This is a genomic window from Pseudomonas sp. 20-5, from assembly GCF_056782835.1.
The window spans coordinates 1,913,599-1,926,498 of the sequence record NZ_CM165584.1; the positions used below are offsets into that span (position 1 = coordinate 1,913,599).

13 protein-coding genes are annotated in these 12,900 nt (G+C 66.9%); 12 read left to right on the plus strand and 1 reads right to left on the minus strand.

From position 1 onward, the window contains the following. Positions 1–141 precede the first annotated feature (141 nt). From AC1RB9_RS08995 to AC1RB9_RS09010, 4 genes are all read left to right on the plus strand, one after another. Positions 142–894 (plus strand): segregation and condensation protein A, encoded by a 753-nt coding sequence (locus tag AC1RB9_RS08995; RefSeq protein WP_003130486.1) that lies wholly within the window; start codon positions 142–144, stop codon positions 892–894. A 144-nt stretch (positions 895–1,038) separates the two neighbouring features. Further along, positions 1,039–2,037, plus strand: a complete 999-nt coding sequence (gene scpB, locus AC1RB9_RS09000) for an SMC-Scp complex subunit ScpB (protein WP_003114835.1) — start codon at positions 1,039–1,041, stop codon at positions 2,035–2,037. An 80-nt stretch (positions 2,038–2,117) separates the two neighbouring features. Next, positions 2,118–2,648: a hypothetical protein gene (locus tag AC1RB9_RS09005; RefSeq protein WP_003452801.1), complete on the plus strand. Its 531-nt coding sequence runs from the start codon at positions 2,118–2,120 to the stop codon at positions 2,646–2,648. Between the two features lie 114 nt (positions 2,649–2,762). Then, positions 2,763–2,945: a DUF1289 domain-containing protein gene (locus AC1RB9_RS09010; RefSeq protein WP_003091481.1), complete on the plus strand. Its 183-nt coding sequence runs from the start codon at positions 2,763–2,765 to the stop codon at positions 2,943–2,945. A 6-nt stretch (positions 2,946–2,951) separates the two neighbouring features. On the opposite strand, the gene gap is transcribed toward AC1RB9_RS09010, so the two are convergent. Beyond that, positions 2,952–3,956: a type I glyceraldehyde-3-phosphate dehydrogenase gene (gap, locus tag AC1RB9_RS09015; RefSeq protein ID WP_003091480.1), complete on the minus strand. Its 1,005-nt coding sequence runs from the start codon at positions 3,954–3,956 to the stop codon at positions 2,952–2,954. A 129-nt stretch (positions 3,957–4,085) separates the two neighbouring features. Here gap and edd point away from each other — a divergent pair, with 129 nt between their 5' ends. The 8 genes from edd (at position 4,086) to AC1RB9_RS09055 (ending at position 12,876) form a co-directional block, all read left to right on the plus strand. Beyond that, positions 4,086–5,912: a phosphogluconate dehydratase gene (gene edd, locus AC1RB9_RS09020; RefSeq protein WP_003091478.1), complete on the plus strand. Its 1,827-nt coding sequence runs from the start codon at positions 4,086–4,088 to the stop codon at positions 5,910–5,912. A gap of 102 nt (positions 5,913–6,014) precedes the next feature. Then, positions 6,015–7,010, plus strand: a complete 996-nt coding sequence (locus AC1RB9_RS09025; protein WP_003114838.1) for a glucokinase — start codon at positions 6,015–6,017, stop codon at positions 7,008–7,010. Positions 7,011–7,044: 34 nt separating this feature from the next. After that, positions 7,045–7,773, plus strand: coding sequence for a two-component system response regulator GltR (gene gltR, locus AC1RB9_RS09030; protein ID WP_003091475.1), 729 nt, complete (start codon positions 7,045–7,047; stop codon positions 7,771–7,773). A gap of 23 nt (positions 7,774–7,796) precedes the next feature. After that, a complete protein-coding gene (gene gtrS / locus AC1RB9_RS09035) occupies positions 7,797–9,218 on the plus strand; it encodes a two-component system sensor histidine kinase GtrS (protein ID WP_481864888.1) in 1,422 nt (473 codons plus the stop codon). A gap of 57 nt (positions 9,219–9,275) precedes the next feature. Then, positions 9,276–9,629 (plus strand): endonuclease domain-containing protein, encoded by a 354-nt coding sequence (locus AC1RB9_RS09040; protein WP_306822262.1) that lies wholly within the window; start codon positions 9,276–9,278, stop codon positions 9,627–9,629. A gap of 113 nt (positions 9,630–9,742) precedes the next feature. Next, positions 9,743–11,005, plus strand: coding sequence for an ABC transporter substrate-binding protein (locus AC1RB9_RS09045; protein ID WP_003091472.1), 1,263 nt, complete (start codon positions 9,743–9,745; stop codon positions 11,003–11,005). 100 nt (positions 11,006–11,105) lie between these two features. After that, on the plus strand, positions 11,106–12,038 hold the full coding sequence (locus AC1RB9_RS09050) for a carbohydrate ABC transporter permease (protein ID WP_003091471.1): 933 nt from the start codon (positions 11,106–11,108) through the stop codon (positions 12,036–12,038). Then, positions 12,031–12,876, plus strand: a complete 846-nt coding sequence (locus AC1RB9_RS09055; protein ID WP_003452794.1) for a carbohydrate ABC transporter permease — start codon at positions 12,031–12,033, stop codon at positions 12,874–12,876. The genes AC1RB9_RS09050 and AC1RB9_RS09055 overlap by 8 nt, the downstream gene beginning before the upstream one ends. The last annotated feature ends 24 nt before the right edge of the window (positions 12,877–12,900 follow it).

Genomic DNA, 12,900 nt, shown 5'->3' on the forward strand with positions numbered 1-12,900 from the left:
GCGATGCAGGACGATAACCCGGCCAACGCCGACACCCCTCCAGCCGAACCCGCCGCCGAGCGGGTGCCGCTGCAACTGGCGCTGGTCTACGGCGAGGCGGTCACCGAGCTGCCGCAGGACCTCTATATCCCGCCGGACGCGCTGGAGGTCTTCCTCGAGGCCTTCGAGGGCCCGCTCGACCTGCTGCTGTACCTGATCCGCAAGCAGAACATCGACATCCTGGATATCCCGGTGGCGGAAATCACCCGCCAGTACATGGGCTATGTCGAGCTGATGAAGGCGGTGCGCCTGGAGCTGGCCGCCGAGTACCTGGTGATGGCGGCGATGCTGGCGGAGATCAAGTCGCGCATGTTGCTGCCGCGCTCGGCGGAAGCCGAGGAGGAAGAGGACGATCCACGGGCCGAGCTGATCCGCCGCCTGCAGGAGTACGAACGGTTCAAGAAGGCCGCCGAAGACCTCGACGAACTGCCCCGGGTCGGCCGCGACGTGCTGGTGCCGGCGGTGGCTGCTCCCGAGGCGCGGGCGCGCAAGCTGCTGCCGGAGCTGGCGCTGCAGGAGCTGATGCTGGTGATGGGCGAGATGCTGCGCCGCGCCGACCTGTTCGAGAGCCACCAGGTGACCCGCGAGGTACTGTCCACCCGCGAACGCATGAGCGAAGTGCTGGAGCGCCTGAAAGGCGGCGCCTTCGTGCCCTTCATCCAGTTGTTCACCCTGGAGGAGGGCAAGCTCGGCGTGGTGGTCACCTTCATGGCGATCCTCGAACTGGTCAAGGAGCAGATGGTGGAACTGGTGCAGAACGAGGCTTTCGGCGCCATCCATGTGCGCCTGCGGATAGCCCGCGAAGCGGAGGAAGGCGAAACCCTGGAGGAAGCCCTGGAAGACGATTTCGAGTGAGCGCGCCGCGCCGCTGGCCGTTCGTCCCCCTGCGGACGGTCGCCTTTTCCGAGCTTCCGGCTTCGCTCCCTGCCGTGGCCTGTTAAGCTGCATGCCCGATTCCGCTATCTTTCCCTCTTCCTGGCTCCGGTATCCGTTGCGACGATGAACCTGTCCGATCCCCACGAACTCGCCACCCTGCTCGAAGGCATCCTCCTCGCGGCCGGCAAGCCGCTGTCGCTGGAACGCCTGGCCGAGCTGTTCGACGAGGCAGAGCGGCCGGAGCCGGGGCAGTTCCGCGACGCCCTGGCGATCCTGGCACTGTCCTGCGCGGGGCGCTCCTTCGAGCTGAAGGAAGTCGCGTCCGGGTATCGCCTGCAGATTCGCGAGCGTTTCTCGCCGTGGGTCGGCCGCCTCTGGGAGGAGCGTCCGCAGCGCTATTCGCGCGCGCTCCTGGAAACCCTGGTGCTGATCGCCTACCGCCAGCCGATCACCCGTGGCGAGATCGAGGAGATCCGCGGCGTGGCGGTGAACACCCAGATCGTCAAGACGCTGATGGAGCGGGAGTGGATCCGCATCGTTGGCTACCGCGAGGTGCCGGGGCGCCCGGCGATGCTGGCGACCACCAAGGCGTTCCTCGATTATTTCAACCTGAAGAGCCTCGACGAGCTGCCGCCGCTGTCGGCGCTGCGCGAGATGGAGCCCGAGCCGGAACCGCCGGTCGAAGTGGCGCCCGCGGCGCAGCCGCCGCGCGACGATCTCGACGAGGATGCGATTCCCGCCTCGATCCAGGCCCTGGCCGATCGCGCCATCGCCGAGGCCGGGGAAAGCCTCGAGGAGATCGAGGGCGAGGCCGGCGAGCCGGAGAAACCGCGCGAGGAAACCAGCTTCCGCAGCCTGCTGCTGGAACTGGACGAGATGGAGCAGGGCCTGAAGACCGACTTCGACGACCTGCTCGACCCTCCGGAGCCCTCGGAGCAGGGCGACGAGTCCGCCGAGCCAGCGGCTGGGCCGATTCCCGTGGTCGCGGAGCAAGCCGTCGAGCCTGCCGTCGCGGAGGCTGTCGCGGGCGCCGATCCCGATGACGAAGAGCGCGCCCTGGCGGAGGCCATGCGCGAGGAGCGCGAGGCACTGGACGCCGACGACGACTGGCCGCGCCGCTGACCGTCGTTCCACCCTGTAGAATTCATCCGGCCGCGCCGGCGAGGCTGGCCCGCTCCGTTTCATCGACCCTGGAACTCCCCATGAAAGAGACCCTGAACGAACTGATCACCCTCATCAGCACCGGCTGCATGGGCGCCGAGGAGATCCGGCGGATCGCCGACGAGGCGGCCCAGGCCTACTCCGATCCGGCAGGGTTCCTCGCCGCCAACCCGGACATCAACTACGACGACAGCTTCCCGATCCCGCTCGGCGAGTGGGTGGTGGTCGGTAGCCTGCCGGATATCGTGCTGTTCCAGGCCGATACCTATGCCGAGCTGTTCGCCCGGATCGTCGCCTCCTTCGGCAAGGACGTGGCGTTCAACATCAAGCCGAAGCAGTTGCTCAAGACCGAGCCGCTGGTCGCCCTCAACCGTATCCAGGTGCAACTGAGCAGCATGTATCCGGAAAAGGGCGGCTACGTGCTGGTGGATTTCAGCGAGCCGCTGGACGACGAGTTGCAGGCGGTGCTGGTCTATACCCAGGACCTGCCGCGGGTCATGGCGCTCTGCGTCGAGGCCGGCATCTATGCCGCGCCTGCCTACGAAAGCCTGCGCGACGCCGAGGCCGAGTGACCGCGGGCCGCTCGATCGGCCCGATAGTCATTCCCTCCTGGACGCCGGTCCGCCGCCTGTCGTGAAGTGACGGGCGAGGACCGGTTGCGGTCCGCGCCGAAAAAGGGGGAACGCTTGAAAAGTCCTTGCATCAATATCTGTGAGTTCGATGCCGACGTGTGCCGTGGCTGCGGGCGTACGCGCCAGGAAATCCGTGCCTGGAAGCGCGCGGACAAGGCCGAGCAGCGACTGATCCTCGCCGAGGCCGACCTGCGCCTGCTGGCGTTGCAGGCGCGCGGTCGGCGCAAGTTCCGCTGAGGCGCGTCAGTCGCGGGCGGCGGCCAGCGCCAGGGCGCTGTCCAGCATGCGGTTGGAGAAGCCCCACTCGTTGTCGTACCAGGCCATCGCCTTGACCAGCCGGCCGCTGACCTTGGTGTGGTTGGCGTCGAAGATCGACGAGCGCGGGTCATGATTGAAATCCACCGACACCAGCGGCTGGGTGTTGTAGCCGAGCACCGGAGAGCCCTCGCTGGCCTCGCGCAGCAGGCGGTTGACCTCGTCTACGCTGGTATCCCGGGCCACCTGCACGGTGAGATCGACCAGCGACACGTTGATCACCGGCACCCGCACCGCCAGCCCGGTAAGCTTGCCGGCGAGTTCCGGCAGGACCAGGCCGACCGCCTCGGCGGCGCCGGTCTTGGTGGGGATCATCGACTGGGTCGCCGAACGTGCGCGGTACAGGTCCGGGTGGTACACGTCGGAGAGGTTCTGGTCGTTGGTGTAGGCATGGATGGTGGTCATCAGGCCGTGCTCGATGCCCAGCTCGCGATGCAGCACCTGGGCCACCGGTGCCAGGCAGTTGGTGGTGCAGGAGGCGTTCGAGACGATCCGATGGGAGGCGCGCAGCACCTCGTGGTTGACGCCGTAGACCACGGTGGCGTCGACGTCCTTGCCGGGCGCCGAGATCAGCACCTTGCCGGCGCCAGCCTGCAGGTGGGCAGCGGCTTTGTCGCGGCTGGTGAAGAGCCCCGTGCACTCGAGCACGATGTCCACGCCGAGGCTCTTCCAGGGCAGTTCCGCCGGGTTGCGGATGGCACTGACGGCGATGCGGTCGCCCATCACCCGCAGGCTTTCGGCATCGTGCTCGACCTCGCCGGGAAAGCGTCCATGGACGCTGTCGTACTGGAACAGGTGGGCGTTGACCGCGGCGTCGCCGAGGTCATTGATCGCCACTACCTGCAACTGTTCGCGGTAGTGGCCGGTATACAGGGCGCGAAGAACGTTTCGGCCGATGCGACCGAAGCCGTTGATGGCCAGGCGGATAGTCATAATGAGGTCGTCTCTTTTCTATTGTTGTGGTAAAAACCATTACATTTCGTCCAGAAAGAAAAGTAAACATCCTTCAACCGATGATTATGTTGTAAAAACAACAATTGATAGTCTGTAGGAGAATCTGCCATGCACCCTCGTGTGCTCGAAGTCACCCGCCGCATCCAGGCCCGTAGCGCGGCCACTCGCCAGCGCTACCTCGAGATGGTCCGGGCTGCGGCCAGCAAGGGGCCGCACCGCGGCACCCTGCCGTGCGGCAACCTCGCCCACGGGGTCGCGGCCTGTGGCGAAAGCGACAAGCAGACCCTGCGGCTGATGAACCAGGCCAACGTGGCCATCGTTTCCGCCTACAACGACATGCTCTCGGCGCACCAGCCGTTCGAGCGCTTTCCGGGGCTGATCAAGCAGGCGCTGCACGAGATCGGTTCGGTCGGCCAGTTCGCCGGCGGCGTGCCGGCCATGTGCGACGGGGTGACCCAGGGCGAGCCGGGCATGGAACTGTCGCTGGCCAGCCGCGACGTGATCGCCATGTCCACCGCCATCGCGCTGTCTCACAACATGTTCGATGCAGCGCTGTGCCTGGGTGTTTGCGACAAGATCGTGCCGGGCCTGCTGATCGGCTCGCTGCGCTTCGGCCACCTGCCCACCGTGTTCGTCCCGGCCGGGCCGATGCCGACCGGCATCTCCAACAAGGAAAAGGCCGCGGTGCGCCAACTGTTCGCCGAGGGCAAGGCCACTCGCGAAGAGCTGCTGGCCTCGGAAATGGCCTCCTACCATGCACCCGGCACCTGCACCTTCTATGGCACCGCCAATACCAACCAGTTGCTGGTGGAGGTGATGGGCCTGCACTTGCCCGGTGCCTCCTTCGTCAACCCGAACACCCCCCTGCGCGACGAACTCACCCGCGAAGCGGCACGCCAGGCCAGCCGGCTGACCCCCGAGAACGGCAACTACGTGCCGATGGCGGAGATCGTCGACGAGAAGGCCATCGTCAACTCGGTGGTGGCGCTGCTCGCCACCGGCGGCTCGACCAACCACACCCTGCACCTGCTGGCGATCGCCCAGGCGGCGGGCATCCAGTTGACCTGGCAGGACATGTCCGAGCTGTCCCATGTGGTGCCGACCCTGGCGCGCATCTATCCGAACGGCCAGGCCGACATCAACCACTTCCAGGCGGCCGGCGGCATGTCCTTCCTGATCCGCCAACTGCTCGACGGCGGGCTGCTTCACGAGGACGTACAGACCGTCGCCGGCCCCGGCCTGCGCCGCTACACCCGCGAGCCGTTCCTCGAGGATGGCCGGCTGGTCTGGCGCGAAGGGCCGGAACGGAGTCTCGACGAAGCCATCCTGCGTCCGCTGGACAAGCCGTTCTCCGCCGAAGGCGGCTTGCGCCTGATGGAGGGCAACCTCGGTCGCGGCGTGATGAAGGTCTCGGCGGTGGCGCCGGAACACCAGGTGGTCGAGGCGCCGGTACGGATCTTCCACGACCAGGCCAGCCTGGCCGCGGCTTTCAAGGCCGGCGAGCTGGAGCGCGACCTGGTCGCCGTGGTGCGTTTCCAGGGCCCGCGGGCGAACGGCATGCCGGAGCTGCACAAGCTCACGCCGTTCCTCGGGGTCCTGCAGGATCGTGGCTTCAAGGTGGCGCTGGTCACCGACGGGCGCATGTCCGGGGCGTCGGGCAAGGTGCCCGCGGCCATCCATGTGAGTCCGGAAGCCATCGCCGGCGGTCCGCTGGCGCGCCTGCGCGACGGCGACCGGGTGCGGGTGGATGGGGTGAACGGCGAGTTGCGGGTGCTGGTCGACGACGCCGAATGGCAGGCGCGCAGCCTGGAGCCGGCGCCGCAGGACGGCAATCTCGGTTGCGGCCGCGAGCTGTTCGCCTTCATGCGCAACGCCATGAGCAGCGCGGAAGAGGGCGCCTGCAGCTTTACCGAGAGCCTCAACGGCTGGCGCTGATTCTGATAGGTCGATATCCGCCGGCGCTTGGCTGGCGGCTGTCTCTCCGGCAACATCTGCCGACCGTCCCGCCCTGGCGCGGGGCATTGCGGTTCAACGACGATGAATAACGACAACAAGAGAAGCGCCGGCGGCCTCGGCCTGGTCGGCGATATCGGCGGCACCAATGCGCGTTTCGCGCTCTGGCGCGGGCAGCGCCTGGAATCCATCGAGGTGCTCGCCTGCGCCGACTACCCGCGGCCTGAACTGGCCGTGCGCGACTACCTGGCGCGGATCGGCGAATCGGTGGCGAACATCGACTCGGTCTGCCTGGCCTGCGCCGGTCCGGTCGGGGCGGCCGATTTCCGTTTCACCAACAACCACTGGGTGATCAATCGTGCCGCGTTCCGCGAGGAGCTGGGGCTGGATCACCTGCTGCTGGTCAACGACTTCAGCACCATGGCCTGGGCCGCCTCGCGGCTAGGTGCGGACGAGCTGGTGCAGGTCCGCGCCGGCAGTGCCCAGGCGGATCGCGCCCGGCTGATCATCGGTCCCGGCACCGGCCTTGGCGTCGGCAGCCTGCTGCCGCTGGGCGGGGGACGTTGGGAAGTGCTGCCCTGCGAGGGCGGGCACGTCGACCTGCCGGTCACTTCGCCGCGCGACTTCGCGCTCTGGCAGGGCCTGCAGGCGCGCTACGGACATGTCTCCGCCGAGCGCGCACTGTCCGGCAACGGCCTGCTCGCCCTCTATGAAATCAGCTGTGCCCTGGACGGGGTCGCCGTACGCGCGAGCAGTGCGGCGGAAGTCGGTGCCCTGGCCATGGCCGGCGACGCCCAGGCGGACGCCGTGCTGGAGCACTTCTTCCTGTGGCTGGCGCGGGTCGCCGGCAACGCGGTGCTCACCGTCGGCGCGCTCGGTGGCGTCTACATTACCGGCGGCATCGTCCCGCGTTTCCTCGAGCGTTTCATCGCCAGCGGCTTCGCCGAGGCCTTCGCCAGCCGTGGCAAGACTAGCGGCGCTTACCTGCAGGACGTACCGGTGTGGGTCATGACCGCCGAACATCCGGGCCTGCTCGGCGCCGGGGTCGCCCTGCAGCAGGCCCTGGACGCCGAGGGTTGAGTCGGCGTCGAGCAACCGCATAAGGAGGAGCCTCGTGAGCGCGAACGGACGATCGATCCTGCTGGTGGACGATGACCAGGAAATCCGCGAATTGCTGGAGACCTACCTGAGCCGCGCCGGCTTCCAGGTCCGCAGCGTCTCGCGGGGCGCCGACTTCCGCCAGGCGCTGTGCGAGGAGGAGGCGAGCCTGGCGATCCTCGACGTGATGCTGCCGGACGAGGACGGCTTCAGCCTCTGTCGCTGGATTCGCTCCCACCAGCGCCTGGCCTGCATGCCGATCATCATGCTCACCGCCAGTTCCGACGAGGCCGACCGGGTGATCGGCCTGGAACTGGGTGCCGACGACTACCTGGGCAAGCCGTTCAGCCCGCGCGAGCTGCTGGCGCGGATCAAGGCCCTGCTGCGCCGCGCGCAGTTCACCCAGGTGCGCGGTGGCGACGTACTGGCTTTCGAGGACTGGCGGCTGGACACGGTCAGCCACCGACTGTTCCACGAGGACGGCGAGGAGTTCTTCCTCAGCGGCGCGGATTTCGCCCTGCTCAAGCTGTTCCTCGACCATCCGCAGCAGATCCTCGACCGCGACACCATCGCCAACGCCACCCGCGGCCGCGAGGTGCTGCCGCTGGAGCGCATCGTCGACATGGCGGTCAGCCGCCTGCGCCAGCGCCTGCGCGACACCGGCAAGGCGCCGCGGCTGATCCAGACCGTGCGCGGCAGTGGCTACCTGCTGGCGGCGCAGGTGCGGCCGCACCTGCAGCCATGAGCGAACGGCGGCGCTGGTCGCCGGTGCCGCGCTCGCTGCTCGGGCGCATGCTGCTCCTGACCCTGCTCGCGGTGCTGGTCGCGCAAGGGCTTTCCAGCCTGTTCTGGCTGTCGCACCTGCGCTCCAGCCAGCGCGAGGGCCTGCTCACCAGCTCGCGCAGCCTGGCCTACTCGATGGCGGCCAGCGTCAGCTACTTCCGTTCCCTGCCGCTCGGCTACCGTCCGCTGGTGCTCGACCAGTTGCGCAGCATGGGCGGTACGCGCTTCTTCGTCTCGCTGAACGACCGGCCGCTGGAGATGCGTGCCCTGCCGGACACGCCGAACAAGCAGGCGGTGCTGGAGATCGTCCAGGACGTGTTGCACCAACGCCTGGGCAAGGAGGTCGAGCTGCAGGTCGAATTCGTCAGTCCCGACGAGCTGCGCCTGTTCAACGGCGCGCTGAAGCTCGACGAGCTGCCGCGTTCCTGGGCGCACTACGCGCTGACCCTGGAGCCGGTGAACCCGCCGGTGCTGGTGACCCAGATCCGCATCGGCGACAGCGAGTGGCTGTACATCGCCAGCCTGATGCCGGCGCCGTACGTCAGCCTGGAACCCGAGGGACTGCAACCGCAGCAGGTGCTCTCGATCGTTTTCACCAGCCTGTTGCTGCTGCTTTTCACCGGTTTGCTGATGCATTGGCAGAGCCGTCCGCTCAAGCGCCTGGCGCGCGCCGCCCGCGACCTGGCCCTGGGCCGTCCGTCGGCAGCGCTGGAGGAGCGCGGCGCCAGCGAACTGGTGGAGGTGGCGCGCGCCTTCAACACCATGCATGAGCGCATCGACCGCTACCTGAACGAGCGCGGGCAGTTGTTCAGCGCCATCTCCCACGACCTGCGCACGCCGATCACCCGCCTGCGCCTGCGGGTAGAACTCCTCGAGGACGAGCGCTTGCAGGAGAAGTTCGGGCGCGACCTGGACGAGCTGGAACTGCTGGTGAAGGGTGCGCTGCAGTGCGTGAAGGACACCGATATCCACGAGAACGTCGAGCCGGTCGACCTCAACCTGTTGCTCCAGCACATCGCCGAGCCCTACCTGGCCGATGGCCGGGTGGAGGTCGTCGGTCGCGCCGCGGAGCCTTATCCGGGCAAGCCCCTGGCGCTCAAGCGCTGTATCGGCAACCTGCTGGACAATGCGCTGAAATACGGCGAACGCGCCCGCCTGAGCCTGGAGGACGGGCCGGAAGCGGTGGTGCTGCACGTCGACGACGACGGCCCCGGCGTGCCCGAGCAGCGCCTGGAACAGATCTTCGAGCCGCGCTTCCGCCTGTCTCCGCGAGGGCAGGGCTACGGGCTGGGCCTGGGCATTGCGCGCAACATCGCGCACACCCATGGCGGCGAAGTCAGTTTGCAGAACCGTCGCGAGGGCGGCCTGCGGGTCAGCCTGCGCTTGCCACGCCTGGGGCTGGAGTGATGGGCTGGCCTGTCGGGCCCTTGAACGAGGCGGGCAGGCACGAGGTTCTCCCGTGTTCTGCGGCAGCCGCAGACAGAGGCGGAGCGGGCGCTATGGCAGTGTTTGCGCGGGCATCGATTGCTCGGGCTGAAGTTTCGTCGGCAGAAGGTTCTCGGGCCGTACATCGTCGATTTCGTCTGTCATGAGCGGATGCTGGTGATCGAACTGGATGGTGGGCAGCATGTGGGTTCGCCGGCCGATGCCTGGCTGGAGAGCCGGGGTCCAGGGTACTGCGTTTCTGGAACGACAAGGTGCTGCCGCGCAGGGAGGTGCTGCTGGAGGTCATTTTCGTGTTGTAGGAGGTTTCTGTCGCGAAACCGCCTTGCCGAGTTCGAGTCCAGATTTTCCTGCTCTGCCTCAATCCCAATGTAACCACTCCGTGACAAACCCGGATCGCTTCGTTACCCGCGACGCGGAACGCTTGAATAGACTCGAAGCATTGCAAGCGCAGACTTGCTCCGAATAACAAGAAGAAGGTTTTCCTCATGAATGCGATCCGTCGCCTCTCTGCCGTCATCTGTCTTTCCTCCCTCTGTCTCTCCCCGCTGCTGGCCCAGGCCGGCGAAGTCGAAGTGCTGCACTGGTGGACCTCCGCCGGCGAGAAGCGCGCCGCCGAAACCCTGAAGAAGCTGGTCGAAGCCAAGGGCCACACCTGGAAGGACTTCGCCGTGGCCGGCGGTGGCGGCGAGGCGGCGATGACCGTGCTGAAGACCCGCGCGGTGTCCGGCAATCCGCCGGCCGCGGCGCAGATCAAGGGGCCGGATATCCAGGAGTGGGGCGAACTGGGCCTGCTCGCCGACCTCAACGCGGTGGCCGCCGAAGGCAAGTGGGACAGCCTGCTGCCGAAGCAGGTGGCGCAGATCATGAAGTACGACGGCGACTACGTAGCAGTGCCGATCAACGTACACCGGGTGAACTGGCTCTACATCAACCCGGAAGTGTTCAAGAAGGCCGGCGCCACCCCGCCGACCACCCTCGACGAACTGTTCGTCGCCGCCGACAAGCTCAAGGCCGCCGGTTTCACGCCGCTGGCCCATGGCAGCCAACCGTGGCAGGACGGCACCGTGTTCGAGAACCTGGTGCTGAGCAAGATGGGTCCGGAAGGCTATCGCAAGGCCTTCGTCGAACAGGACAAGGCGACCCTCACCGGAGCGCAGATGGTCGAGGTGTTCGCCGCGCTGAAGAAGCTCCGCGGCTACGTCGATGCCGACGCCGCCGGTCGCGAATGGAGCGCCGCCACGGCGATGGTGATCAACGGCAAGGCCGGGATGCAGATCATGGGCGACTGGGCGAAGAGCGAGTTCACCGCCGCCGGCAAGGTGCCGGGCAAGGACTACCAGTGCCTGCCGTTCCCCGGCACGCAGAAAGCCTTCGACTACAACATCGACTCGCTGGTGATGTTCAAGCTGAGCAACGCGGAGAACCGCAAGGCCCAGGAAGACCTGGCGCGCAGCGTGCTCGACCCGTCCTTCCAGAAGGACTTCAACCTCAACAAGGGCTCCATCCCGGTTCGCCTGGACGCCGACATGGCGCCGTTCGACAGTTGCGCCCAGCAGTCGATGAAGGACTTCAAGCAGGCTTCCCAGGACGGCAACCTGGTGCCGAGCATGGCCCACAGCATGGCCGCTTCCAGCTACGTGCAGGGGGCGATCTTCGACGTGGTGACCAACTTCTTCAACGACCCCGCCGCGGATCCGCAGAAGGCCGCCCAGCAACTGGCGGCCGCCATCGAGGCGGCGGCGCAGTAAGTCCCTGGCGCGGATCCCGGCCAGGGCTCCGCTCGATCCTCCCGACTGGCTCCGTGCCGCCGAGCGGCACGGGTGGGTTCCTTCGCACGCGAGAAAACGCATGGCGACCAATTCCCCTGTCTATCCCACGGCTCCGGTAGCGCCTCGTCGCGTCTCGCCACTCGATCGCCTGCAAGGCTGGCTGCCGAAGCTGGTGCTGGCGCCAAGCGTGGTCGTGGTGCTGTTCTGCATGTATGGCTACATTGGCTGGACGCTGCTGCTGTCCTTCACCAACTCGCGCTTCATGCCCAGCTACAAGTGGGCCGGGCTGAGCCAGTACCAGCGCCTGTGGGACAACGACCGCTGGTGGGTGGCGAGCAAGAACCTGCTGCTCTTCGGCGGCTCGTTCATCGCCATCTGCCTGGTGCTCGGAGTGTTCCTCGCAGTGCTGCTGGACCAGCGCATCCGCCGCGAAGGCTTCATCCGCACCCTCTACCTGTATCCCATGGCGTTGTCGATGATCGTCACCGGCACCGCCTGGAAGTGGCTGCTCAATCCGGGCCTGGGCCTGGACAAGCTGCTCCGCGACTGGGGCTGGGAAGGTTTCCGCTTCGACTGGCTGGTGGACCCGGAGCGGGTCGTCTACTGCCTGGTGATCGCCGCCGTGTGGCAGGCCTCCGGCTTCGTCATGGCGCTGTTCCTCGCCGGCCTGCGCGGGGTCGACCCGGCCATCGTGCGCGCCGCCCAGGTCGACGGTGCGAGCCTGCCGACCATCTACCTGCGCATCGTCCTGCCGAGCCTGCGCCCGGTGTTCTTCAGCGCGCTGATGATCCTCGCCCATATCGCGATCAAGAGCTTCGACCTGGTGGCGGCGATGACCGCCGGCGGCCCGGGTTATTCCTCCGACCTGCCGGCGATGTTCATGTATGCGCATACCTTCACCCGTGGTCAGATGGGGCTCGGCGCGGCGAGCGCGATGCTGATGCTCGGCGCTGTACTGGCGATCGTGGTGCCTTACCTGTATTCCGAACTGCGAGGCAAGCGCCATGCGTGACGCGTCCCTGAACCCGAGCTTCAGCGTCAGCCGCCTGGCCGTGCACCTGACCCTCTGGGGCGCCTGCGTGCTTTACCTGGTGCCGCTGCTGGTGATGCTGCTGACCAGCTTCAAGACGCCGGACGACATCCGCACCGGCAACCTGCTGTCGCTGCCCGACACCTTCACCGTCATCGGCTGGCTCAAGGCCTGGGACAGCGTCGGCGCGTTCTTCTGGAACTCGGTGCTGATCACCGTGCCCGGCGTGCTGATCTCCACCTTCATCGGCGCGTTGAACGGCTACGTGCTGTCGATGTGGCGCTTCCGCGGTTCCCAGTTGTTCTTCGGCGCGCTGTTGTTCGGCTGCTTCCTGCCGTTCCAGGTGATCCTCCTGCCGATGTCCTTCACCCTCGGCAAGCTCGGCCTGGCCAATACCACCAGTGGCCTGGTGCTGGTCCACGTGATCTACGGCCTGGCCTTCACCACGCTGTTCTTCCGCAACTATTTCGTGGCGATCCCGGATGCCCTGGTCAAGGCCGCGCGCCTGGACGGCGCCGGCTTCTTCACCATCTTCCTGCGCATCCTGCTGCCGATGTCCACGCCCATCGTGATGGTCTGCCTGATCTGGCAGTTCACCCAGATCTGGAACGACTTCCTGTTCGGCGTGGTGTTCGCCAGCGGCGATTCGCAACCGATCACCGTGGCCCTGAACAACCTGGTGAACATCACCACCGGGGTCAAGGAATACAACGTCGACATGGCCGCGGCGATGATCGCCGCGCTGCCCACGCTGGTGGTCTACGTACTGGCCGGCAAGTACTTCGTGCGCGGCCTCACCGCCGGCGCCGTGAAAGGCTGAGACGGGTCGCTGACCCCGGAGACG

Coding starts and splice junctions, on each gene's coding strand:
- scpB (WP_003114835.1), top strand. CDS start 1,039: ATGAACCTGTCCGATCCCCACGAACTCGCCACCCTGCTCGAAGGCATC.
- AC1RB9_RS09005 (WP_003452801.1), top strand. CDS start 2,118: ATGAAAGAGACCCTGAACGAACTGATCACCCTCATCAGCACCGGCTGC.
- gap (WP_003091480.1), bottom strand. CDS start 3,956: ATGACTATCCGCCTGGCCATCAACGGCTTCGGTCGCATCGGCCGAAAC.
- edd (WP_003091478.1), top strand. CDS start 4,086: ATGCACCCTCGTGTGCTCGAAGTCACCCGCCGCATCCAGGCCCGTAGC.
- AC1RB9_RS09025 (WP_003114838.1), top strand. CDS start 6,015: ATGAATAACGACAACAAGAGAAGCGCCGGCGGCCTCGGCCTGGTCGGC.
- AC1RB9_RS09045 (WP_003091472.1), top strand. CDS start 9,743: ATGAATGCGATCCGTCGCCTCTCTGCCGTCATCTGTCTTTCCTCCCTC.
- AC1RB9_RS09050 (WP_003091471.1), top strand. CDS start 11,106: ATGGCGACCAATTCCCCTGTCTATCCCACGGCTCCGGTAGCGCCTCGT.
- AC1RB9_RS09055 (WP_003452794.1), top strand. CDS start 12,031: ATGCGTGACGCGTCCCTGAACCCGAGCTTCAGCGTCAGCCGCCTGGCC.